A 24452-nucleotide genomic window follows, 5' to 3' on the forward strand; every position below is an offset into this window, starting at 1 on the left:
TTTAACTGTTTAATAATATACCGGCAAAAGCCTTTTGCTTTTTAACACTAATAATTAAGCATTAGTTACGATGTTGATACGTGTTTATAGTTTTTTTACCCAATTTGATACTGTAAACCTGTGTTTTTAAAAATAATTCTAATTTTTTTAACATTTTATGATAAAATTTATAAAAATAAATTAAATTCGCCTCAATAATCGTACATAACGTTACAAATAATACGATTTCAACCCTATATTATAAAATCATTAAACAATGGCAACTAAACTCGAGTACATTTGGCTTGATGGCTACAAACCAACACAAAGCCTGCGCAGTAAAACAAAAATTGAAAAAGATTTCAGTGGTAAGTTAGAAGATTGTCCGAATTGGAGCTTTGACGGTTCATCAACCGAGCAGGCACCAGGTGGTTCTTCTGATTGTGTTTTGAAGCCAGTTTTTATTTGTAAAGATCCGGGAAGGCTTGATGCTTACCTTGTAATGTGCGAAGTACTTGATTCAACAGGTGCCCCTCACGAATCAAATGGCCGTGCCTTGATCCAGGATGATGATAATGATTTCTGGTTCGGTTTTGAGCAGGAATATTTTTTATGGGATCCTGAAACTAACAAACCGCTTGGTTTCCCGGCTGGTGGTTACCCGGGTCCGCAAGGTCCTTATTACTGTTCAGTAGGTGCTAACAATGCTTACGGCAGAGATATTGTTGAAGAGCATTTAGACATTTGCCTTGAAGCAGGCTTAAACGTTGAAGGTATCAACGCTGAGGTTGCTGCAGGTCAGTGGGAATTCCAAATCTTTGCTAAAGGTGCTAAAGAAGCTGGTGACCAGATTTGGGTTGCCCGTTACTTATTAGAAAGAATTGGTGAATCACATGGTGTATCTATCAACTGGCATTGCAAACCATTAGGTGCTTTAGACTGGAATGGTTCAGGTATGCATGCTAACTTCTCAAACACAACTTTAAGAACTTGTGGCAGCAAAGATGTTTACGACAAAATTTGCGAAGCGTTCCGTCCGGCTGTTGCTGAGTGTATTGCTGTTTATGGCGCTGATAACGAATTACGTTTAACCGGTAAACACGAAACTGCTTCTATCCACGATTATAGCTATGGTGTATCTGACCGTGGTGCATCTATCCGTATTCCATTGTACACAGTTCAAAAAGGCTGGAATGGTTACCTGGAAGATCGTCGCCCTAATTCAGCTGCAGATCCATATAAAGTAGCTGCTGTTATTATTAAAACAGTAAAATCTGCTAAAATTTAATTTCCTAACTAACTAACAAATATGTTCTCATCTCCTGGTAGTAAAATACCAGGAGATTTTTTTTTGATCAGATTTTAGTTAATACTGGCTGTTTCGGCCGGTGCTGATATATTGCGCGTAACTACCCGTTGTAATTTGTACAAAATCATTAACCGGCCAATTGTATAAATAAACCCAGCATTCAAGTGGGCCGGAGTTGGTTTCAATTTGCATTAAATTGCGGATAAAAAGGTTGGGCTGTATTTCCCCTGGTCCGTAGCCTTCGTACTCATCTAATTGTTTAAATACCTCATCTGTATTGTGTACTGAAAATATTTTGCCATAAACTTTACTGTTACTGCCGGGCATAGCAACAGCCCCCGGATATTCGCCCGTATCATATAGCTCGCCGCTAAAATTTCCATCAGCATAAAAAATACAATTTGCACTTAAATACGCTCCAAATTGGTTTCGCTGATCAAGCAGGGTGCCGTAAACAAATAAATAGCTGATGTTATCTATCACTAAATTAAATCATTACTAAAACAAAGGTACTTGCTATGCCGTATATGCAGTTATAAATACTACAGTATTATTATAAGCTGTTAATATTATTGTTTTATGCTTTACATTTATGTTGCTTAACTTGCCGCCGAAAATTATTCTGAACCTTATGAATGAAGATCAAATTATAACCTACCTCAAAGAAAACGACATCAAAAAAATAAAATTCGCCTTCGCCGATATTGATGGCGTTTTGCGCGGAAAGGTGATCCACCAAAAAAAGTTTGTGGACGGCCTGCAGGATGGTTTTGGCTTTTGCGATGTAGTATTTGGGTGGGATAGCAGCGATGCCTGTTACGATGATAATATAAAGTTAACAGGCTGGCAAACAGGTTATCCGGATAAGTTATGCCGTATTGATCTATCAACTTTCAGAACCATCCCCTGGCAGGATAATATTCCTTTCTTTTTGGGTGATTTTAGTAAAGCCGATGGTAATGACCTGTCTGCATGCAGCCGCAGCTTGTTAAAAAGGATAGCGAAGCAATGCGAGGATATGGGTTATCACCCGGAGTTTGCCCAGGAGTTTGAATGGTTCAATTTTAAAGAAACACCGCAAAGCCTGCAGGATAAGAGCTTTACCAATTTGGAAAGCCTTACGCCTGGTATGTTTGGTTATTCTATTTTACGCACATCGTTAAATGATGATTTTAACAAAGACCTGTTCGATCTGTTATTGCAGTTCAATGTGCCTTTAGAGGGGCTACATACAGAAACCGGCCCGGGGGTGTATGAGGCTGCCATCCTGCATGATCATGTATTGGAAGCAGCTGATAAAGCTGCCCTGTTTAAAACTGCTGTAAAAGAAATTGCTTACAAGCACGGCATAATGGCCACCTTTATGGCCAAGTGGAATGAGGACCTGCCGGGTTGCAGCGGACATATTCACCAAAGCCTGTGGGAAATGGATAAATCAAAAAACCTTTTTTACAGTGCCGATGATGAGTTTAACATGAGCGATCTGCATAAGCATTACCTGGCTGGCCAGCTACATTGTTTGCCTTATATATTACCTATGTATGCCCCAACTATAAACAGCTATAAGCGCCTGGTTGAAGGTGCTTGGGCACCCACCACCGTTACCTGGGGAATTGATAACCGCACCACCGCTTTGCGGGTGATACATACATCAGAAAATTATACGCGTTTGGAAACCCGTATCCCGGGCTCTGATACCAATCCTTATTTAGCTATGGCTGCTTCATTAGCATCGGGCTTATATGGCATAAAACATAAACTGCCTTTAAATATACCGGTTACTACGGGTAATGGTTACCAGGATAAAAGGAATGGCAGCCTGTCATCAAACTTATTTGATGCCGCTAACCTGATGAAAGATTCATCCATCGCTAAAGAACTATTCGGCGATGCATTTGTTGATCACTTTACACAAACCCGCCTATGGGAATGCCGTCAGTTTGGTAAAAGCGTAACGGACTGGGAGTTGAAGCGGTATTTTGAAATTATTTAACCTCATTTATGAGCAGTATACATATTGCAGAGTTAGAGCAAACTGCAAAGTCGGCAGCAAAGGCACTTACAAAAATTGATTATACCTTTATATTAAAAAAGGCGTGGGAAGGATACGACGCCTCAAAATCTATCAGGGAGATTGAGGATATCAGTGCAATGGTATCAACAAACCATGTTTTCCGCATCACTTTTCATGATGATGATATAATTATAGCCAAGCTATCATACTTTGGTAAATACGAGCATTTTAAGGAGGATCACCGCATTATCCATAGCCTATCAAATAACCTGCTTTACCCGTTTGAAAATTTGCTGGCAAAATCACTACTTAAAAATAACAGGGTTTATATTTACAGACATAAGCAAGGCAAAACGGATGCATGGGTAGTGTTCTATAACCCAACCCGCATTCTTGACCGCTTACCACGCCGGCTGGACGATCACCATATCCGCAAGCTGGGGCAACAGGTGGGTAAGTTTCATAAAGCCTGTTCGAGGGTTAAAAATGTGCTGCCAAAATCATCTAAAACGTTACGGACCGATATTTTTTCGTTACAGCAACAACTTGAAAAGGATGAGAAAAAGTTTGGCTCGGCTATGCAGGCCGATTTTTTGAAATATCATTGCGATATGTTCCTCAAAAACAGGTCTAAATACAACATGAGCTCGTTCGAGATCATCCCGGTATTTATTGACTGGAACATCGGTAACTTCTCAGTAACCCCTGACTTAGACCTATACTCCCGCTGGGATTATGACTGGTTCAGGATGAGTTACCGGATCCTTGATTTTTATTTCTTTAGCCGGGTAGTATCAGACAGGGGCGACCGTACCGTATTCAGTTACGTGATCACCACCATGATGGAAGACAGGTTTATCCTTTTCCTGAAAGAATACCACAAAATAAACCCAATAACTGCCGACGAGATCAGGTTTTTAAAAGAGGCCTACCGGTTTTTTATACTCAACTATGTGATAAAAGATGGTAAGCACTTTTTTAATGAGCAATATGCCAGCAAGCTACAGGCTGAAGCATTTGAAATCTATCTTCCTTCCGTTGATCGTGATTTTGACGCTGAAAAAATAATCAGGGCATTAAATTTAAAATAGGAGACACTGTGTATTAAAGCGGGAGCATAGCATAATCAGAGAATTTATACTCTATTGAGTTTACTATATTTTTGATGGTGTCATCAAGCTCATTAACCGTTTTTTCCATTAGTATTAAACACTTTTTGCTTGATTTGTAATTGTTATCTTTTATAATGTTCATTAAGCCAAGTATGGTAGCCACAGGTTTACGGTACTCGTGCGATTGAATGTAGGCAATTCTTAAAAGCAGTCTGTTTTGATCTTTTATCTCCATCAGTTGTTGCTTTTGATCGTTAATATCTGTTGCACTGTTAGCTACGCTTATAATATTTCCCTTTTCATCTTTAATGGGTTCAAAAGATATATTCCACCAATCAGATTTTTTTCCAAAGTCCAGTAATATTTCTTTATGGGTGCTTCTGCCTGCAAAGGCACTTTTAATATACTTTATAAAATCGCTTTTATAGGAGGTATTTACATATTGCAATATGTTCTTTCCTGCTTCTATTTTTTTATGATAAAGCTTTTTGATGTGCACGGCTGTGGCGTTATTAAAATCAAGAATATTCATTCCTTTATCTATCAGCGTATGGCAGGTGGCCGAACTGTTAAAAAATGCCCTTAATTTATGTTCTGAATTAACCGTTTTTTCTTTCTCGGTATTCATTTCTGAATTGTGCTGCTCAATTATCTGTATGCTGAGCTGTAATTCCATAATGGAAGATACCTGCCTGGCCAAAATAGCAAGCAGCTTTTTTTGCTTGTACGAAAACAACCTTGGCTTTTTATCAATAACACAAATAGAGCCTATATGATACCCGGAAGCATTAATTAAAGGGGCACCGGCATAAAAACGTACAGCCATTTCGCCCGTAACAGCAGGATTGTTTACAAAACGTTCATCGTTTAATGTATCGGGCACCACCATAACTTTGGTTGTATTTATTAAATACTTACAAAAAGAGTTTTCACGGCTGTTTTCTTCAATGTCAATGCCCGATCGCCACTTTATCCATTGTGTATCGGCACCCATTAATGATATAAATGCAATTGGCGCATCACTTATTTCAATTGCAAGCGTAACAAGATCATTTAATTCTTTATTGCTATTTAAATTAAGTGTTTCATAATGATTTACTATTTCGAGTCTTTTAGTTTCTGAATTTTTCATACTATAAAGATTAATATACATCAGCTAAGAGTTTAGTAAACTTAAAGGGCCGCAATTACCAGTCCACTTACTCAAATAGACCCTGAAGTGCTTGAAACCTATTTTTGGCTTTTTTCAGGATAAATAGATATGAATAGTTTTAAGGTCAAAAATTACTGTAAATCAGTAATTTAAGATATTTCTTGGACAATTTCCGGCCAACAGATGCATTCAAAATAAACCATAAAGCCAAAAAACCTTATATTCGGACTCGCCCTTTTATCAACAGCTAATAATGAAACGCATTGAAAACTTTAAGTCGATCATTGATAAATACGAAGTGGTGTTTTTTGATGCGTTTGGAGTAATTAAAACATACCAGGGCTTGGTACCGGGTATAGAGGATACTTTTGCCTACCTTGAAGCTACTAAAAAGGAATACTATATAGTTACCAATGATGCCTCGCGCAGCCCTGTACAGTTGGCCGAGAGCTATCACCGTGCAGGATTAACAGCCATAACGCCCGACCGGGTCATTTCATCGGGCATGCTTACCAAAGAGTATCTTGATTTGAAAGTAGATGATGGGATAGTTGCTTACTTAGGTACCGAAGATTCTGCCCATTATATTGATTCATCGGGTTTGCATACGCTGCCGGTAAGCCAGATCAATATTACTAACCTTGATAAAGTAAATGCCCTTATATTTTTAGATGATGAAGGTTTTGACTGGTGCGATGATTTGAATAAAACGGTAAACATCCTGCGTAAAAGAACTATCCCCGTTATTGTAGCCAATACCGACCATGCTTACCCGCGTTCGGTTAGTGATGTAGCTATTGCCATAGGCGGTATAGCCTCAATGGTTGAAAATATTGTTGGCAAACAGTTTATCCGTTTCGGTAAGCCCGACTCGCAGATGTTTATGTTTGCTTATGACATGATCCGTAATTACAGGCCCATCAGCAAAAAGGAAATTGTAATGGTAGGGGATACCCTGCAAACAGATATTTTAGGTGGCAATAAATTTGGGTTAGATACAGTTTTAGTATTATCAGGCAATACTTTGCCTAATGATGCCGAAGCCCGTATAACAGCCACTGGTATTGTGCCAACCTATATTTGTGATAATGCAGTAGTTAAAACAGGTGGTTTTGATTTTTGAAAATAACCTGATAAATTTTTATTTTTAAGTGTTGTTTTTACAATTATTTTTTTCACTTTTGAGATAGCCAAATTAAACCTCTTTATTGTTCACCAATTATTATGAGCGTTAAAAATTCATTTTTATTAACTTTTTTTCTTGTCCTGCTGACATTTGCAGCTTTGGCACAAAGTAAAAAGAGCAGTAACTCATCGCCTAAAATATGGTCGGCAGCCAGGGCCAATAGCTGGTATGCAAGGCATAAATGGATAAACGGTTCAAATTTTATACCGAGTACGGCCATAAATCAATTAGAGATGTGGCAGGCAGATACCTTCGACCCAGAAACTATTGACCGCGAGCTTGCCTATGCCGAAGGAATTGGATTTAACGCCATGCGTGTGTTTTTACATAGCGTTGTTTGGAAAGAAGACCCTAAAGGCTTTAAAAACCGCATCAATAAATACCTAACCATAGCCAATAAGCATCATATACAAACCATTTTTGTGTTTTTTGATGATTGTTGGAACCCCAATGCAAAACCGGGCAAACAACCTGATCCTAAACCCGGTATCCACAATTCTGGCTGGATGCAGGATCCGGGGAAGCCATTAACAAGCCCGGCAGACTTTGCAGCATTAAAAGCTTATGTGGACGATATACTGACTACCTTTAAGCACGATGACCGTATTTTGCTTTGGGATTTATATAATGAGCCGGGTAATGGCAACAAGAATTTTAAATCGGCAGTTTTACTTAATAAAGTATTTGCGTGGGCGCATGCTGTTGCTCCCGACCAGCCGGTTAGCGCGGGTATGTGGGATTGGAGCTTGGTGGAGCTGAATAAGATACAGCTTCAAAACTCCGATGTTATAACTTACCATTGCTATGAAGTACCTGAAATGCATCAAAGGATTGTACAGCTGTTAAAAATAAATAACCGCCCGGTAATATGTACCGAGTATATGGCACGTACACGCAACAGCACTTTTGAAAATACCATGCCCATGCTGAAACAGGAAAATGTAGGCGCGATTAACTGGGGCTTTGTAAGCGGAAAAACAAACACCATTTATGCCTGGGATAAGCCAATGCCCGATGGCAGCGAACCAAAAGTATGGTTTCATGATGTTTTCAGGAAAGATGGGACACCGTTTAGCCAGCAGGAAACAGACCTGATAAAAAAACTAAACGGTAAATAACCCATTATAAAACCAATCAATACTAAACTAAATACCAATGAGATCAAATTTTAAAAACCTTTTACCAGTAATTTTACCAGCCTGCATCATGTATTTTGCAGCCTGTAATCAACCAGCAAAAACCACGACCACCACAACAACTATGACTGACAGCACTTCGCAGGCAACTTTACCGCCAGCCAAAGGATTTGAAAAAACATTAGATGGCAAACAAGGCCATTTATACCTGCTTAAAAATAAAAATGGGGTACAGGCAGCTATCGCTAATTACGGGGCTCACCTGGTTGGCCTTTTAATACCAGATAAAGCCGGAAAACTAACCGATGTTGCCATCGGCTTTGATGATATTGACAGTTATAAAAAAGCACTTTCAAACTATTATGGTGCAACTATTGGCCGCTATGGCAACCGTATTGCCAAAGGCCATTTCACTTTAGAAGGTAAAGCATATACGCTTTTCATAAATAATAAACCAAACTCATTACATGGGGGCAAGGTTGGTTTTAATGATGTAATGTGGGATGCCAAACAAATTGATGACCATACCATTACGCTTACCTATCTATCAAAAGATATGGAAGAAGGTTATCCAGGTAACCTGCAATGTAAAGTAACGTATGAGCTTACTGACGATAATGCGGTTAAGATTAGCTACGAAGCTACTACAGATAAAACTACTGTTGTAAACTTAACTAACCACTCATACTTTAACCTTAACGGTGCTGGTAGCGGGACTATATTAAACCATACTGTCCAGTTTAAGGCAGCTAACTTTACCCCGGTAGATTCTACACTTATCCCTACAGGGAAAATTGTACCTGTTGCAGGCACACCGTTTGATTTTAGTACCGCAACCACCATTGGTGCCCGTATCGAAACAAAAGATGAGCAGCTAAAAAATGGTAAAGGTTATGATCATAACTATGTGTTAGACAAACACGATATTACAACCCCGGTTGCAACCGTTATTGGCGACCTGAGTGGTATTAAAATGGAGATTTTTACCGAGGAGCCAGGACTGCAATTTTACAGCGGTAATTTTATGGATGGTTCAAATACCATCTGGGGCGGAAAAAAGGATGAACACCGCACTGGTTTTGCAATGGAAACCCAGCATTTCCCTGATTCACCTAATCAGCCGCAATTCCCTACCACTACTTTAAAACCGGGTCAAACTTATAAAACAGTAACTATCTATAAGTTCTCAGTTAACAAATAAAATAATTTTTATTTCACATATAGAAAATGCCCTTTGAACTTTTAGTTTAGAGGGCTTTTTTGTTGAGTTCATCAACATCTTTCAAGGTATCAATATCTATGCTTCCCAGGGGGAATGGAATTGTATTTACTGTATCAGCATATTTAAGTAAAAGCTTTTTAGCTCCTTCGCTGCCTTTTAGTTTAAGTAATTCATCAAAATAGTATTTATCAAAAATAGCCGGTGGCCTTGTTGTATCATTATAAGCTGATGCAGTGATTCCATTTTCCTGATGATTGGTAATAAGCAGATTAATAAGTTCGATATCTGCAAAGGGTTGATCGCACAGCATTAAAAGTACAGCTGATTTATCAGGGCTTGTATTTCGTAATTCATTAAGTCCTGAGCGGATAGATGATGCCATCCCTTGCTGCCAATCCTCATTGTAAACTATGGTTATAGGCAGATGCTCAATTGTTGGTTTAATTACATGGCTGTTTGCGCCTAATACTACTATCACCGGATTGCCTGCTACTGCAAGTGCGGTTTCTATTGTTTTTTGGAGCAGGGTTTTATCCTGGTAAACTATATTTTGCTTGGGTTTACCCAACCTGCTTGATGAGCCTGCTGCAAGGATAATTATACCTGTCATATTTTCAATTATCGCTCACCGGTAATTCTTGCTGAATCAGGTTCTCAATATTACGGTCGTGCACAAGTATTTTGTAACGTAAGGAATTACCCGTTCTTTTATTTAACACAGCCTGCATTTCTGAAATGATAGATAAAGCGATCTCATCCGAATTTTCCGATCCTATATCTAATCCCGCAGGGCCATAAATGCTATTCAGTTGTGCTGAAGTTACACTTATGCCTTCATCATTTAATTCGTCCAGCATCCGGCTTAAACGTTTTTTTGGCCCCAGGGCAGCCACATAAGTTAGTTGTAGCGGTAACAATTGGCGCAGCATAGCTATATCATAGTTATAATTATGGGTCATCAACACAACTACGGTGCGGTCGTCCAGTACAATTTGTGGTAGAACCTGCTCCGGTTTAGCAATAACTATTTTTTTTACCTGCGGGAATCTTTCACGTACAGCATAGTTTGCCCGACCATCAACCAAGGTAATATGCCAGCCTAAAACTGCAGCAAACTGCACCAGCGGGATGGCATCATTACCCGCACCAAATATCACCAGCGAAACCGCGGGCCTCATCAACTCAATAAAACAGGTAAAGCCATTGCCATAAACATAAGTTTTAGTTACCGAGTTGCCATTTTTAAGTACGTTTTTGGCATCCGCAAGCAAGGCGTCCCTTATATCATCGTCGGGAATGTTACCAATGGTATGCTCATCGGCAGTTAATAATAAACAGGTACCGGGCTGGGCAGCCTGCCTGTTATTTAATGAAAATAGTGTTATTAGTACTACAGGCTCCCGTTTACTTAAAAAATGCTTAAAAAGGTTAATGGGGTTATCTGTACGTTCCGGAAAAAGTGGCTCAATCAATATATGGATTATTCCGTTACAGCCCAGGCCAACACCAAATTTGGCATCATCATCGTCGGTAGTATCATAAGTAACCAGCATAGGCTTGTTTTTGGCCATTGCCAAACGAGCCTTGCGCAGGGCATCGCCCTCTAAACAGCCGCCGCTTATGGCTCCTGTTAACTGCCCGTCGTCGGTAACCAGCATCCGCGCGCCCGCCCTGCGGTAGGAGGAACCTTCCACCAGCACCACGGTTGCCAAAGCGGTTTGTTTGCCATTTTTGGCAGCCTGTTCAAATGCGTTTACTATGTCTTGCAGTTCCTTCATACAGGCGGGTGGTTAAAATAACAAATATAGTTCAATAGGTAATAAAATTCAGCACTATAATCATACCCTGTTGCAGCAGCATGATTGTAATATTTATGACATAAAAGTACATTCAAAAAACATTGAACTAATTTGTAATATTTACTTTTACGTAGCTAAGGCAATTAACAGTTAATAGCCATGGTTTTGTTTTAATTTTTTAGGGGGCAGATAATTGTTATTAGATAATCACGGACGGAAAATAAATTACCTGCGGCTTGCAGTTACAGACAGATGTAACCTGCGGTGCTTTTATTGCATGCCCGAGGAGGGTTTGGATTGGTTATCCCGCAAGGAACTGATGACCTATGAAGAAATGCTGCAAAGCTGTACACTACTGGTAAAAATGGGTATCGAAAAGATCCGGATTACAGGAGGAGAGCCTTTTGTACGTAAGGATATTATGCAGTTTCTAACTGCCCTTTCAGAGCTTGAGGGACTAAAGGAACTTACCATTACCACCAATGGCGTTTTAACAGCCCCGCATGTGGCCGAATTAAAAAGAATAGGCGTAACCTCGGTTAATTTAAGCCTGGATACTTTGGATGCAGGCCGTTTTTTTGCAATCACCAAGCGCGATGAATTTGCCGATGTGATGGATACCCTGCACCAATTATTAAAGCATGATATTGAAGTAAAGATAAATGCCGTAGTAATGGATGGCAAAAACATACAGGATATTATTCCGCTGGTGCAATTGACCAGGGATCTGCCTGTAAGTGTGCGCTTTATTGAGGAAATGCCTTTTAACGGCGATGGACATATTTACGATGGTTTAAAATGGGATCATATCCGGATTTTGGAAGAAATAAAGAGCAAATATCCTGATCTTCAAAAAATCACTGATCCGCTATATTCAACAGCATATAATTACCAGGTGCCTGGGCATAAGGGGAGTGTAGGTATTATTGCTGCTTATTCGCGTACATTTTGCGGCTCCTGCAACCGCATCCGTATCACACCTGAAGGTACTTTGAAAACCTGTTTATATGACGATGGCGCATTAAATATTAAAAACCTGATGCGCGATGGTGTTAACGAGCAGGATATGAAAGCTATATTATTAAATGCCTTTAATAACAAAGCAAAAGATGGCTGGGAGGCCGAACAACTGCGTGTTGTACGCACAGGTGTACATGAATCAATGGCTACCATTGGTGGATAAAATTTATAAATTATAAAATACCGGTTATATGATTACTGTTGAGGAAGCCGAAAAAATAATATTACAACAGGCTACAGAATACGGTGCAGAAATTGTTCCTTTTGATACCGCAGTAGGCCGCGTACTGGCCGAGAATATTAAAGCCGACAGAGATTTTCCACCCTTTAACAGGGTTACAATGGATGGTGTGGCTGTTAATTATAATGCTATTGAAAATGGTATCAGCACGTTTCGCATCAAAGCAACACAGGCTGCCGGTGATGTGCCAACAGGTATAGATGAGCATACCGAATGTATTGAAATAATGACAGGAGCCATGCTGCCGCCATCGGTTGATACAGTGATCAGGTATGAGAATCTTGAGTTAAGGGCCGGTTTAGCAACACTGGTAACTGATGATATAAAAAGAGGCCAGAATATTCATTACCAGGGTAAGGATAAAAGGAAGGATGATCTGGTTGCTCATATTGGCCAGGTAATAACCCCGGCCATCATTAGTTTGGTAGCATCGGTAGGTGAGTCTGAGTTAAGGGTGAAGAAATTACCCCGAGTAGTTATCCTATCCTCGGGCGATGAACTGGTTGATGTGGCAGAAACGCCTACGCAATACCAGATCCGCCGCTCAAACAATTATACGGTTAAAGCTGTATTACAACAACATGGTTTGGAAGCGGGCATGCTACACTTACCTGATGATCCCGAAATAATAAAAAAGCAGTTAAAAACCTGCCTTGAAAATTATGATGTATTGCTTTTAAGCGGCGGCATATCAATGGGTAAGTTTGATTATATACCACAAGCCCTGGCTGATTTACAGGTTGAGCAACTTTTTCATAAAGTTCAGCAACGGCCGGGTAAACCATTTTGGTTTGGTAAGCATGGTAATGGTCAGTTAGTATTTGCATTTCCGGGTAACCCGGTTGCAACGTTTATGTGCCTGCACAGGTACTTTTTACCGTGGTTACAGGCATCGTTGGGTGTTGAGCCAAAACCACCTGTTTATGCAGTATTGAATAGCCGTTTAAGCTTTCCGCATCAGTTAACTTATTTTTTGCAGGTAAAGCTTCACCAAAATGAAAATTGCCAGCTAATGGCTGACCCTGTTGAAGGTAACGGATCAGGTGATTTTGCGAACCTGGCTGATACAGATGCCTTTATGGAGTTACCATTAGATAAGAATGAATTTGAAAAGGGCGAAATTTATAAGATATTACCTTTTTGAGCATAAAAATCAGTGAAATCAAATAATAAATCAGTAAAAATCTGTGATCACCCACTTAGATAAACAAGGCAACCCTGCAATGGTTGATGTAAGCGAAAAGCAGGTAACAAAGCGTACTGCTGTTGCGCAAAGTATAGTTGTGCTGCCTGAGGAAGTGTTGCAACACTTAACTGATGGCGACCTGCAAACAAAAAAGGGCTCTGTATTTCAGATCGCTATTATTGCTGGTATTATGGCGGCCAAAAAAACTGGGGAGCTGATCCCGCTTTGTCACCCGCTGGGTTTAGATAATTGTAAGGTTACCATAGCCCTTAACCACAAACATGAAGTTGTTATTGAATGTACTGCCACCATAACCGCTAAAACAGGTGTTGAAATGGAGGCTTTGGTGGGTGCATCAATAGCAGCATTAACCGTTTATGATATGTGTAAAGCTATGAGCCATGATATAGTTATCAGTGAAACAAGGCTGTTGGAGAAAACTGGGGGAAAACGCGATGTCAAAAGAGCATAAAAAACATACAGCATTAACAAGGCCTGCATTTTGTGCTTTTAACCGGAATGAGTGGGCAATTGTTGGTGGCACCTGTACGGCTATCAAACTCCTTGCAGATCAAATCATCAGCGCGCTATCTGCCGATCATAAATGTGCTTATGTTGATACTACGCATAACGATGATATAGAATTATTACCCGGCCGCTTATCAAATGGTGCTGCTTTGGAATATATCGACAAAGTAAATTACCGGCAGCTTAACTATCAAGCTGCATTTAATTCTTTTAAATTTAAGGATACTTTTTCACAGGCTGATCTGGTGATAGCCAATGGCAACCACCACCAGGCAAAGGCACAGGTAGTTATCATTTACAACAATAAAAGGGCTTCCCTTCAAAAACGTGTAGAACAGCTAACCAATGTGCAAATGATTTTGCTGGCTGATACGGATGAGATATTTGATTTTATAAAAGATGCCGTGCCCAACTGGCAGCAATTACCTGTTTATCGTTTGGACGAGACAGACAGGATCATTGCTTTTTTTAAATCAAAAATGGAGCAGGCAAAGCCTGTTTTAAACGGATTGGTATTAGCTGGTGGTAAAAGCCAGCGCATGGGATTTGACAAAGGTGCGGTTAACTGGCACGGTAAAGAACAGCGCTACCATATTGCCGATATACTGAAGCCTTTTTGTAAAGATGTTTTTATATCATGCAGGGCCGATCAGCAAAAGGAGATAGACCCAGTCTATCCGAATATTCCGGATACCTTTACCGGCTTAGGTCCGTTTGGGGCAATTCTTTCGGCATTCAGGGAGCAGCCGGATAGTGCCTGGCTGATTGTTGCCTGCGACTTGCCGCTGATTAATGCAGAAACGCTGCGATACCTAACAGATAACCGGAATACAGCTTCCATAGCCACGGCTTATCAAAGTACTTTTAATGATTTCCCGGAGCCGTTAATTACCATTTGGGAACCTAAAAGCTACACGGTTCTGTTATCGTTTTTAGCACAGGGCTATTCGTGCCCGCGCAAAGTTTTAATAAACAGCGATGTGCATATATTAAATGCAAAAGCCCCGGCAGATTTAACCAATGTGAATACCCCAGAAGAACTGGACAGAATAAAACGCGAACTACATCAAAAAACAGCTACCCAATGAATCCCGAATTTTTAAGATATAGTTGCCAGATTGCTTTACCCGGTTTTAGCGAGTACACCCAGCAGTTACTGCAAAATGCAAGGGTGCTGATAGTGGGTGCAGGTGGCTTGGGCTGCCCCGCAGCTCAATATTTAACTGCGGCCGGGATTGGTACTTTGGCAATAGCCGATAATGATATTGTTTCAGTAAGTAATCTGCATAGGCAGGTATTATATACGCCTGCTGATGCCGGGAAAAACAAAGCAATTATTGCCTGTGAACGGCTGCAAAAGCAAAACCCGGGTATAAAATTAGTGCCGCTTGATGTGCGCATCACATCACATAATGTGATGGAGATGATAAGCGGTTATGACATCATTTTAGATGGTACCGACAATTTTGATACCCGCTATTTATTAAATGATGCCGCAGCCATTAAAGGTAAACCTGTTGTTTATGGTGCTATTTACCAGTACGAAGGCCAGGTGGCCGTATGGAATGTAGAGAACGAAGCAGGTAAAAGGACCCCCAACTACCGTGATCTTTTCACAAAGGTTGATGCCTCGCAAATCCCTAATTGTGCCGAAGGTGGTGTAATACCAACGCTTGCAGGGATAATTGGCTGCATGCAGGCTAATGAGGTTATTAAATACATCACCAAAACAGGCGACTTGCTTGCAGGTAAAATGCTGGTATTTGATGCTCAAACCATGCAAAGCCGGGTAATAAAAATTGGCGATAAAACACATTCCCGCATTACCAAACTCGTTGAAACGATAGATATTCCCACCATATCAGTTGCCGATCTTAAAAATTCGCTTCTTCAAAATACTGTTGAACTGGTTGATGTACGCACCGCTGAAGAAAGAGCCGCATTTGATATTGGCGGTATGCATATCCCGCTAAGCGATCTGGAAGTAAATGATTTTGAAATGGATGCTGCTGATCGTATTGTATTTTATTGTGCATCAGGTAAGCGAAGCGCCGAAGCAGTTAAGATCGTTAAAAAGAAATATCCTGATGCCCATATTTTCTCATTAGAAGGCGGCTTGAAAGCCTGGAACGAATCAGCAGGGTAATTATATGGTCAGGGGTGTGCAGCTACCCAAATCTCCCCGTCTTCAAATATTTCCTTTTTCCAGATGGGTACAGTTTGCTTTAGGGTATCAATAATATACCGACAGGCATCAAAAGCTGCGGCGCGGTGTGCGGCCGATACCGCAATAATTACCGGGATTTCACCCACCTCCAACACACCGGTACGGTGATGGATCAGTATTTTTTGAACGGGCCATTGCTCAAATGCCTGTTTGGCAATCTTTTCCATTTCGGCAATAGCCATAGGTTCATAAGCCTCAAATTCAAGGCGTAAAACGGCCTTTCCTTTTGTAGCATTACGTACGGTGCCAATAAACACATCTATACCACCAGAATCGGGCGACATGATCTGATCTATTGCTGATTGTGTATTTAATTCGGTTGCCGAAATTAATATATCTGTATTCAATTTTCTCTCCTTATCCGCCGCTAACCGGTGGAATTATCGCTATCTCGTCCCGCTCGTGCAGGTTATCTTCCAACAAAGCGTATTCGTTATTTACGGCAATCATGTACGATGCCAGTTGTTTAAGCGGCGGGTATTGATGCTCTAACAGGTATTTTAAATTTGATACCGTTGCATCATTCGTCAGTTCCAGATCAACTGACGACCTCCCGAAAATATCCTTTGCAATGCCAAATGCCAGTACCTTAATTCTCATTATTCAAAAATATGGCAAAATCCTTATATCAGGTCAACATAAAAGTAAAATTTCCGAATAAACAATATTTAAATACCAGAACAAACCCTTGTCAGATTTGTATATTTGATTATGGGTGCCAGTTCAATCAAAAAAGTAAGCATTGTAAGGGTTAAGGATGATGGAGGAACAACTACTTCTGATTCGCTCGCTATTGAGGAGCCATTGGAGATCCGGCTGCAATATAATCCTGGTGGCGAACAAAAAATGCACAATGTATCAGTCACCATGCGTACGCCAGGCAATGATGCCGAGTTGGCTACCGGTTTTTTATTTACCGAAGGTATTATAAAAGGTAAAGCTGATTTAGACGAGATAAACCATCATTTTATTGCCTGCGCCGAAAATAAGGAAAACGTAATTGTAGTTAAACTAAAAGACGGTACTACACCACACCTGCAAAACACTGAGCGTAATTTTTATACAACATCAAGTTGTGGCATTTGTGGTAAAGGTTCAATCAGTGCTATCCGTACAGTAAGTGCCTTTTTGCAGCAAGATGATGATAGCGTAACTGTGAACAGCGAATTGCTTTATGAGCTACCCGGTATTTTACAAAAGCACCAGGAAGTTTTTGCAGATACGGGTGGGCTCCATGCTTCGGCATTGTTTAATGCTGATGGCAAATTGCTATTGGTACGTGAGGATGTTGGCCGCCATAATGCATTGGATAAGCTGATAGGGGCTGCCTTAAATAAAAATTGGTTACCGCTTAACAAATCCATCTTATTATTAAGTGGCAGGGCAAGTTTTGAATTGGTTCAAAAAGCGACTATGGCCGGTATCAATATTATAGCATCAGTAGGAGCACCGTCAAGCCTGGCTGTTGAGCTGGCAGCAGAATTTAACATCACATTAGCTGGTTTTTTACGAAACCAGCGTTTTAATATTTACACAGCGGCACACCGCATATTACTACCCGTACATGAAGATCAGAATTAAAAGTAACGCCATAAGATACAGGCTTACCCGTACAGATGTTGCACAACTTGCCGGTAAGGGCTACCTGGAAGAAAAGGTGGATTTTACCGGGCAGCCACTTGTTTATGCTATACAACTTACGGACGACTCCGCTTTATCATCAGCATTTAAAAATAATGCCATCACGCTTTTTGTGCCCCGGTTTATGGTCAGTGAGTTAACTGATACTGACAAAGTTGGGTTTGAAAATAGTGCCGGGCAATTGCACCTGTTAGTTGAAAAAGATTTTACCTGTTTAGATAATGTTGCTGAAGACCAAAGTGATAATTATCCTAATCCATTACTTCAAAAAACAATATGAGCAGCCATATAAAACAACCTGAAGCCGAGAATCCTGAAAAATTGATGGATTTAAAACTGACCGAGCCAAAAAAATGGGCGGCAGGGATTCCGGCAGTTTACATAGCGGGGAAAGATGTTATTGAAGAAGCGGGCTTTATCCGCGGGATGGATGGGCTTTTCCATATGAATAAAAAGGGTGGTTTTGATTGTTCAGGCTGTGCCTGGCCAGATCCGGATGATGACCGATCGCCGGTTGCCGAGTATTGTGAAAATGGTGCGAAGGCCTTTGCAGAAGAAGCTACGACCAAAAAACTTACTGCCGAATTTTTTGCTCAAAACGCTGTGGCTGATCTGTCATTACTAAACGATTTTGAGATCGGTAAAAAAGGACGTATAGCCCAACCTGTTTACTTACCAAAGGGAGCTACCCATTATCAGCCAATTAGCTGGGATGATGCTTTTAAAAAGATAGCGCAAAAGCTTAACGGTCTTAAATCGCCGGATGAGGCAGCATTTTATACTTCGGGCAGAACCAGCAACGAGGCTTCATTTATGTACCAGTTATTTGTACGCGAATATGGAACCAATAACATGCCCGATTGCTCAAACATGTGTCACGAATCAACCAGTGTGGCATTGGCCGAAGCCATTGGGATAGGTAAGGGTACAGTTACGCTTGATGATTTTTACCATACCGATATAATTATAATAATGGGGCAAAACCCCGGCACAAACCATCCGCGGATGCTTTCGGCACTTGAAAAAGCTAAAAAGAACGGGGCGAAAATAATTGCAGTAAATCCATTGCATGAGGCCGGCCTTATGGCATTTAAAGATCCTCAAAAAGTAAAAGGGGTATTAGGTTTTAGTGTGCAGCTGGCCGATCTGTATCTGCAGGTTAAAATAAATGGTGATATGGCCTTGTTAAAGGGGATTGAAAAACTGCTTTATGATGCTGAACAGCTAACGCCGGGAAAAGTATTTGATAAGGATTTTATCAAAGATAAAACAGTAGGGTATAAGGAACTCATCAGTCATATTAAAAATTACGATGTAGATGTACTGTCCAAAGCCTGTGGTATTTCAACCAGCCAGATGCAGGAAGCGGCAGACATTTTAAAGCATAAAAGCAAGATCATTATTTGCTGGGCAATGGGTGTTACACAACAGGTTAACGGTGTTGACACCATAAAAGAAATTTTGAACCTTGCCCTACTAAAAGGGAGCATTGGTAAACCCGCCGCGGGCTTATGCCCTGTGCGTGGGCATAGCAACGTGCAGGGTAACCGCACCATGATGATTTGGGAAAACCCGAAGCCGGAGCAGTTGGATAAATTAAAAGAGGTTTTTGGATTTGAACCACCGCGCGAAAAGGGGCTTGATGTGGTGAAATCAATAAAAGCCATGCAGGCAGGAAAGTTGAAAGTGTTTTTTGCAATGGGAGGGAACTTTCTTTCGGCTACGCCGGATACCGTTTACACTGCCGAAGCCATGCGTAAACTAAAACTTAGTGTGCATGTATCCACAAAGCTAAACCGCAGCCATTTGGTACATGGGGAGGAGGCTCTTATTCTGCCAACTTTATCACGCAGTGATAAGGATGTGCTAAACGGCGAAACGCAGTTCATCAGCTGTGAAAATTCTATGGGAGTGGTACAGCTGTCAAAAGGAATCCTGGAACCAATTTCTAAGGATCTTTTAAGCGAAAATCAGATAGTTTGTAAGTTAGCTAAGGCTACTTTGGGCGATAAATCGGTAATTGACTGGGATAAATATGCCAATAGTTATGATGAGGTGAGGGATATTATTGCCAAAGTAATACCCGGCTGTGATGATTATAATCAAAAAGTACGCAAGCCGGGTGGTTTTTACCTGCCCAATGCCGCTCGCGATGGTAAATTTGAGGGGCCTGAATTTAATGGTAAAGCACCTTTTACCGTTACAGAACTACCTGTACATAAAATAGCTGATGATGAGTATATGCTGACTACCATCCGCAGCCATGATCAGTTCAATACTACAATTTATGGTTTAAACGACCGTTACCGGGGAGTACATAATGAACGCCGCGTGATTTTTATGAACGAAAAAGACATATTGCTGGCTGGCTTTAAACCCGGTGATAAGGTTGACCTGTTTAACTATTATGGCGATAAGGAACGTGTAGCCCGGTTATTTGTAATTGTAGCTTACAACATCCCGGAAAGAAATACGGCAGCTTATTACCCCGAAACCAATGTTTTGGTACCGATAGACAGCGTGGCCCTTAAAAGTAATACACCAACATCAAAGTTAGTGATCATCAAAATAAAGAAACACGTACCACAATCCTGAATTTAATATGCCCATACTTATGAAAAAATATAGCCACTTTATCCTGTTGTTGTTTATTGTTATCGGGGTTAGTAATTCTGTAAGCTGCCAGCCGGCCAGTCCGTTAAAAATTATAATTATCCGTCATGGCGAAAAATCAGCAAAAGGTGATAACTTAAGCTGCCAGGGGCTTAACCGTGCTATGCAGCTTTCGAAGGTAATTTATTCCAAGTTTGGTATTCCGGCAGATGTATACGTTCCGGAACTTAACCCGGGGAAATCAACTACACATGTGCGTATGTTTCAAACCATATCGCCCTTTGTTATTAAGTATGATCTTTCGGTAAACAGTAATTATGATGTGGATGATACAGATTCTTTAGCGAAAAATCTACAAAAAAGAACCGGCACCGTATTGGTGGTTTGGGAGCACAAGGCTTTAAATAACATAGCCTGGGCTTTGGGGGTAAAAGACAAAAATCTGAAATGGCCCGCTGATGATTATGACAGCATCTGGATAGTGACCTATAAAAATGGAAATGCCGTATTAACAAAAGATAAAGAGGGCATAGCGCCAACCTCTAACTGTTCTTTTTAAGTGATGCCTTGAGTTGTGTATTAAAATTCTGATTACATTTATTGATGGAATTAATGATCAGGATTTTAGTAGCATTTATAGCACTGATACACAGCTATATTTTATGGCTCGAAATGTTTCAATGGACTATAAGAGGGCCTAAAGTATTTACTAAATTTCCTGTCGCCTTGTTTGCAGCAACCAAATCAATGGCTGCCAACCAGGGTTTATACAATGGTTTTTTAGCAGCCGGGTTAATATGGTCGTTTTTTATTGATGACATTTATTGGCAAAATAATGTTTCCTTATTCTTTTTAAGTTGTGTGGCTGTTGCCGGCATTTATGGTGCTATAACCGTAACAAAAAGAATTTTTTATATCCAGGCATTACCAGCTCTTATTGCCATAACCTTATTGCTGTTTACTAAATATATGTAATTAGCTGGTTGATAGTAGCTAATCAATACATTTAAAATTGCATCAATTAAAATATATACTGTACAGGATACATTTTAATAATTATCTTAAGGGCGCCAAATTATTAACCAATTAAACGCGCTCTTAAATGCCAAAGAACAAAAATCTTTATGCAATAGGCCTCATCACTTCCTTGTTTTTTTTATGGGGATTTGCTTTAAATCTTAATCCAATACTAATACCCCACCTAAAAAAGGCCTGCCAGCTAACCGATCTGCAATCATCCTATGTTGATTCAGCCTCTTATATTGCTTATTTTTTATTGCCCATCCCTGCCGCACAGTTTATGAAACGGTATGGTTATAAGGGCGGTATACTATTAGGGCTCATTCTTTTTGCAATAGGGGCATTCCTTTTTTATCCTGCGGCGGCTGTACGCAGCTACGTGTTTTTCTTAGCTGCTTTATTTATAATTTTTAGTGGGGCCGCATTTTTAGAAACCGCAGCTAACCCATACATAACTGTTTTGGGCGATCCGGAAGGGGCAACGCAGCGTATCAACTTTTCGCAATCATTTAATGGCCTGGCAGCTTCCTTAGCTCCTTTTTTGGGAGGACGATTCATCTTATCAGGCATAAACCATACCGCTGCCCAGGAAGCCGGGATGACACCTGCCCAAATCAATACCTATCTGAGTAAGGAAGCATCAGCCGTTCAAATTCCTTATTTAATAATTGGGGCAGTGGTTTTAACCGTAGCCATCCTGATATTTAAAACCAAGCTGCCCGAGATTATTGAAAAAGACGATGATTTAAACGGTGATGAAGACCAATCCCTTTTAAAAAAGCTTGGCGGCCTTATCAGGCAAAAACAATTAATGTTAGGCGTTTTAGCCGAATTTTTTTATGTAGGTGCACAGGCAGGTGTATTAAGTTTTTTTATCCGCTTTGCCGAAAGAGTAGCCGGAATGGGCGAAAAATCTGCTGCCGTTTTTTTAACCATTTCTTTAGTCGGTTTTATGTGCGGCAGGTTTATAGGTACCTTCTTGATGCGCTTTATCAACCCTGTAAAACTGCTTGCCTTATATTGTTTAATAAATGTTGGCTTACTAATATTAGCGGTTACGCTTCATGCTAAATTCTCTGTTTATGCTTTAATGGGGGTTGCGTTTTTTATGTCGATCATGTTCCCAACGGTGTTTTCGCTAAGCATCAGGGGATTAGGGTCAAAAACTAAGTTGGGGTCGTCATTAGTTATTATGGGGATTGTCGGCGGGGCTGTAATTCCGCCGATTATGGGCAAGGTATCTGATATGAGTAATATACAAATGGCTTATTTAGTTCCAATTGTGTGTTTTCTTTATATATTTTATTTCGCCTACCGGAATTTGAAGGTGAAGAATATAGAAATGGTTGCAGCGCATTAAACGTGCTGTCAATCTAAAATAAAAGGATAGCTGCAGAACTTGTTGAATAATTTATTAAAAAATTAAAAGATGGATCTGGGATTAACAAACAAGGTAATAATAGTTACCGGTGGTGCAAAGGGAATTGGCGAGGGCATTGTAAAAGCACTGGCAAAAGAAGGTGCTATACCGGTAATTGTAGGCAGGAGCGAGGGTGATAACCTTAAGGTGGTAACAGCAATTGAATCAACAGGCGGCAAAGCCTGTCAGTTTGTTGCCGAACTTACTAATCCTGCCGAGTGTGAAAAAGTAGTAAATAGTGTTTTGCAACAATTAGGCCGGATAGATGGCCTGGTTAATAATGCCGGTGTTAATGATGGTGTAGGTTTAGAAAGCGGTAACTATGAGCAATTTATGGCATCGCTGCATAAAAATGTGGTTCATTATTATTTAATGGCTCATTATGCTTTACCGGCATTAAAGGAATCGAAAGGAGCTATCTTAAACATCACCTCAAAAACGGCAGATACAGGGCAGGGCAATACTTCGGGATATGCGGCTTCAAATGGTGGGCGCAATGCTTTAACCCGCGAATGGGCCGTTGAGCTTTTAAAATATGGCATAAGGGTTAATGCCATAGTAATAGCCGAATGTTTTACACCATTGTATGAAAGCTGGATAAATACACTGCCCAATCCGCAGGAGAAATTGAAAGAGATTGAGGCTAAAATCCCCTTAGGGAACCGGATGACCACTGCCGAGGAAATTGCTGATACAACGTTATTCTTACTATCCGGAAGATCAAGCCATACCACGGGACAGCTTATTTATGTTGACGGTGGATATGTGCACCTTGACAGGGCTTTAGCAAATGCACAAAACCTATTATGTTAAAAATTGACGCACATCAGCACTTTTGGAAATATGATGCGGTTAGGGATAGCTGGATAGATGAATCCATGTATACTATTCGCCGGGATTTTATGCCACGTGATGTAAGCCCACTTTTAACCAAGTACCAGGTAGCCGGATGCGTAGCCATCCAAGCAGATCAATCCGAAACAGAAACAGATTTTTTGCTTTCGCTTGCAGCGGACAATGACTTTATAAAAGGGGTTGTAGGCTGGGTAGATCTGCGGTCACCCAATATCACGGAGCGTTTAGAACACTATAGCACATTTGAAAAGATAAAAGGTTTCCGCCATATTTTGCAGGGCGAGCCAGACAGGGCCCTGATGCTTAACCCGGCTTTTATGAAAGGGATAACTGCATTGAAGAACTATGATTTTACCTATGATATCCTGATAATTCCAGATCAGTTGGGTTTCACCAATCAATTTATAAAGACATTTCCATCACAGCGATTTGTAATTGATCATATAGCAAAGCCTGATATTAAACATAAAAATATGGACAAGTGGGGCAATGCCATTAAGGCTGTTGCAAAACACGAAAACGTATCCTGTAAAATTTCAGGCATGATCACTGAAGCTGACTGGAAAGATTGGACGATGGCCGATATTGAACCGTATTTAGATATTGTGTTTGAGGCATTTGGCTCAAAAAGGGTAATGTTTGGTTCCGACTGGCCGGTTTGCAATCTCGCAGGTGGTTATGACCAGATGATGTTGGTAGTAAAAAATTACGCCTCGAAACTTTCGGCCAACGAGCAGGCTCGCTTTTGGGGACTTAATGCAACAGAATTTTATAAACTTAATTAGAATAGT

General features: G+C 40.5%; 25 protein-coding genes. 19 read left to right on the forward strand and 6 right to left on the reverse strand.

Going from position 1 to position 24452, the window contains the following annotated elements:
* Nucleotides 1-256 precede the first annotated feature (256 nt).
* Nucleotides 257-1267 (forward strand): glutamine synthetase beta-grasp domain-containing protein, encoded by a 1011-nt coding sequence (locus ACQY4U_RS11660; protein WP_428329585.1) that lies wholly within the window; start codon nucleotides 257-259, stop codon nucleotides 1265-1267.
* Nucleotides 1268-1345: 78 nt separating this feature from the next.
* On the opposite strand, the gene ACQY4U_RS11665 is transcribed toward ACQY4U_RS11660, so the two are convergent.
* On the reverse strand, nucleotides 1346-1771 hold the full coding sequence (locus ACQY4U_RS11665; protein WP_428329586.1) for a gamma-glutamylcyclotransferase family protein: 426 nt from the start codon (nucleotides 1769-1771) through the stop codon (nucleotides 1346-1348).
* Nucleotides 1772-1919: 148 nt separating this feature from the next.
* Here ACQY4U_RS11665 and ACQY4U_RS11670 point away from each other — a divergent pair, with 148 nt between their 5' ends.
* Nucleotides 1920-3281: a glutamine synthetase family protein gene (locus ACQY4U_RS11670; RefSeq protein ID WP_428329587.1), complete on the forward strand. Its 1362-nt coding sequence runs from the start codon at nucleotides 1920-1922 to the stop codon at nucleotides 3279-3281.
* An 8-nt stretch (nucleotides 3282-3289) separates the two neighbouring features.
* Nucleotides 3290-4393 carry a hypothetical protein gene (locus ACQY4U_RS11675; protein ID WP_428329588.1) on the forward strand — a complete coding sequence of 368 codons (1104 nt, stop codon included), beginning with the start codon at nucleotides 3290-3292 and terminating at the stop codon, nucleotides 4391-4393.
* Between the two features lie 13 nt (nucleotides 4394-4406).
* On the opposite strand, the gene ACQY4U_RS11680 is transcribed toward ACQY4U_RS11675, so the two are convergent.
* Complete coding sequence (locus ACQY4U_RS11680) at nucleotides 4407-5546, reverse strand: GAF domain-containing protein (RefSeq protein WP_428329589.1); 1140 nt, start codon at nucleotides 5544-5546, stop codon at nucleotides 4407-4409.
* A 274-nt stretch (nucleotides 5547-5820) separates the two neighbouring features.
* Between ACQY4U_RS11680 and ACQY4U_RS11685 the strand changes: the two genes are divergently transcribed.
* From ACQY4U_RS11685 to ACQY4U_RS11695, 3 genes are all read left to right on the forward strand, one after another.
* On the forward strand, nucleotides 5821-6690 hold the full coding sequence (locus ACQY4U_RS11685) for an HAD-IIA family hydrolase (RefSeq protein WP_428329590.1): 870 nt from the start codon (nucleotides 5821-5823) through the stop codon (nucleotides 6688-6690).
* A 101-nt stretch (nucleotides 6691-6791) separates the two neighbouring features.
* Nucleotides 6792-7871 carry a 1,4-beta-xylanase gene (locus tag ACQY4U_RS11690; RefSeq protein ID WP_428329591.1) on the forward strand — a complete coding sequence of 360 codons (1080 nt, stop codon included), beginning with the start codon at nucleotides 6792-6794 and terminating at the stop codon, nucleotides 7869-7871.
* A 37-nt stretch (nucleotides 7872-7908) separates the two neighbouring features.
* The gene (locus ACQY4U_RS11695; protein ID WP_428329592.1) at nucleotides 7909-9090 is read left to right on the forward strand and encodes an aldose epimerase family protein; all 1182 of its coding nucleotides are present in this window, start codon (nucleotides 7909-7911) and stop codon (nucleotides 9088-9090) included.
* A 46-nt stretch (nucleotides 9091-9136) separates the two neighbouring features.
* Here ACQY4U_RS11695 and ACQY4U_RS11700 read toward each other — a convergent pair whose 3' ends face one another.
* Nucleotides 9137-9721: a nucleotidyltransferase family protein gene (locus ACQY4U_RS11700; protein ID WP_428329593.1), complete on the reverse strand. Its 585-nt coding sequence runs from the start codon at nucleotides 9719-9721 to the stop codon at nucleotides 9137-9139.
* 4 nt (nucleotides 9722-9725) lie between these two features.
* Complete coding sequence (locus ACQY4U_RS11705; RefSeq protein WP_428329594.1) at nucleotides 9726-10889, reverse strand: XdhC family protein; 1164 nt, start codon at nucleotides 10887-10889, stop codon at nucleotides 9726-9728.
* Between the two features lie 214 nt (nucleotides 10890-11103).
* On the opposite strand from ACQY4U_RS11705, the gene moaA reads away from it, so the two are divergent.
* From moaA to ACQY4U_RS11730, 5 genes are read left to right on the forward strand one after another with little or no spacing between them, the layout of a single operon-like run.
* Nucleotides 11104-12093, forward strand: coding sequence for a GTP 3',8-cyclase MoaA (moaA, locus tag ACQY4U_RS11710; RefSeq protein ID WP_428329595.1), 990 nt, complete (start codon nucleotides 11104-11106; stop codon nucleotides 12091-12093).
* Between the two features lie 28 nt (nucleotides 12094-12121).
* On the forward strand, nucleotides 12122-13315 hold the full coding sequence (locus ACQY4U_RS11715) for a molybdopterin molybdotransferase MoeA (RefSeq protein ID WP_428329596.1): 1194 nt from the start codon (nucleotides 12122-12124) through the stop codon (nucleotides 13313-13315).
* 43 nt (nucleotides 13316-13358) lie between these two features.
* On the forward strand, nucleotides 13359-13829 hold the full coding sequence (moaC, locus tag ACQY4U_RS11720) for a cyclic pyranopterin monophosphate synthase MoaC (protein ID WP_428329597.1): 471 nt from the start codon (nucleotides 13359-13361) through the stop codon (nucleotides 13827-13829).
* A complete protein-coding gene (locus ACQY4U_RS11725; RefSeq protein WP_428329598.1) occupies nucleotides 13813-14973 on the forward strand; it encodes an NTP transferase domain-containing protein in 1161 nt (386 codons plus the stop codon). Before moaC ends, ACQY4U_RS11725 begins: the two co-directional genes overlap by 17 nt.
* Nucleotides 14970-16031, forward strand: a complete 1062-nt coding sequence (locus tag ACQY4U_RS11730) for a ThiF family adenylyltransferase (protein ID WP_428329599.1) — start codon at nucleotides 14970-14972, stop codon at nucleotides 16029-16031. The genes ACQY4U_RS11725 and ACQY4U_RS11730 overlap by 4 nt, the downstream gene beginning before the upstream one ends.
* Nucleotides 16032-16039: 8 nt before the next feature.
* On the opposite strand, the gene ACQY4U_RS11735 is transcribed toward ACQY4U_RS11730, so the two are convergent.
* A complete protein-coding gene (locus ACQY4U_RS11735; RefSeq protein WP_428329600.1) occupies nucleotides 16040-16459 on the reverse strand; it encodes a molybdenum cofactor biosynthesis protein MoaE in 420 nt (139 codons plus the stop codon).
* Between the two features lie 10 nt (nucleotides 16460-16469).
* The gene (locus tag ACQY4U_RS11740; RefSeq protein WP_428329601.1) at nucleotides 16470-16712 is read right to left on the reverse strand and encodes a MoaD/ThiS family protein; all 243 of its coding nucleotides are present in this window, start codon (nucleotides 16710-16712) and stop codon (nucleotides 16470-16472) included.
* Between the two features lie 111 nt (nucleotides 16713-16823).
* Between ACQY4U_RS11740 and fdhD the strand changes: the two genes are divergently transcribed.
* From fdhD to ACQY4U_RS11780, 8 genes are all read left to right on the forward strand, one after another.
* Nucleotides 16824-17693 carry a formate dehydrogenase accessory sulfurtransferase FdhD gene (fdhD, locus tag ACQY4U_RS11745; protein ID WP_428329602.1) on the forward strand — a complete coding sequence of 290 codons (870 nt, stop codon included), beginning with the start codon at nucleotides 16824-16826 and terminating at the stop codon, nucleotides 17691-17693.
* Nucleotides 17677-18033 carry a DUF7009 family protein gene (locus tag ACQY4U_RS11750; protein ID WP_428329603.1) on the forward strand — a complete coding sequence of 119 codons (357 nt, stop codon included), beginning with the start codon at nucleotides 17677-17679 and terminating at the stop codon, nucleotides 18031-18033. The genes fdhD and ACQY4U_RS11750 overlap by 17 nt, the downstream gene beginning before the upstream one ends.
* Entirely contained in the window at nucleotides 18030-20348 is a 2319-nt protein-coding gene (locus ACQY4U_RS11755) for an FdhF/YdeP family oxidoreductase (protein ID WP_428329604.1), read from the forward strand. Before ACQY4U_RS11750 ends, ACQY4U_RS11755 begins: the two co-directional genes overlap by 4 nt.
* Nucleotides 20349-20367: 19 nt before the next feature.
* Nucleotides 20368-20925 (forward strand): histidine phosphatase family protein, encoded by a 558-nt coding sequence (locus ACQY4U_RS11760; RefSeq protein WP_428329605.1) that lies wholly within the window; start codon nucleotides 20368-20370, stop codon nucleotides 20923-20925.
* A 53-nt stretch (nucleotides 20926-20978) separates the two neighbouring features.
* Nucleotides 20979-21341 carry a DUF1304 domain-containing protein gene (locus ACQY4U_RS11765; protein WP_428329606.1) on the forward strand — a complete coding sequence of 121 codons (363 nt, stop codon included), beginning with the start codon at nucleotides 20979-20981 and terminating at the stop codon, nucleotides 21339-21341.
* A 127-nt stretch (nucleotides 21342-21468) separates the two neighbouring features.
* Nucleotides 21469-22746 carry an L-fucose:H+ symporter permease gene (fucP, locus tag ACQY4U_RS11770; protein WP_428329607.1) on the forward strand — a complete coding sequence of 426 codons (1278 nt, stop codon included), beginning with the start codon at nucleotides 21469-21471 and terminating at the stop codon, nucleotides 22744-22746.
* Between the two features lie 69 nt (nucleotides 22747-22815).
* A complete protein-coding gene (locus ACQY4U_RS11775; RefSeq protein ID WP_428329608.1) occupies nucleotides 22816-23619 on the forward strand; it encodes an SDR family oxidoreductase in 804 nt (267 codons plus the stop codon).
* Nucleotides 23613-24446 (forward strand): amidohydrolase family protein, encoded by an 834-nt coding sequence (locus ACQY4U_RS11780; protein ID WP_428329609.1) that lies wholly within the window; start codon nucleotides 23613-23615, stop codon nucleotides 24444-24446. The genes ACQY4U_RS11775 and ACQY4U_RS11780 overlap by 7 nt, the downstream gene beginning before the upstream one ends.
* Nucleotides 24447-24452 lie beyond the last annotated feature (6 nt).

This window comes from Mucilaginibacter sp. (genome assembly GCF_965277465.1).
Taxonomy (GTDB): domain Bacteria; phylum Bacteroidota; class Bacteroidia; order Sphingobacteriales; family Sphingobacteriaceae; genus Mucilaginibacter.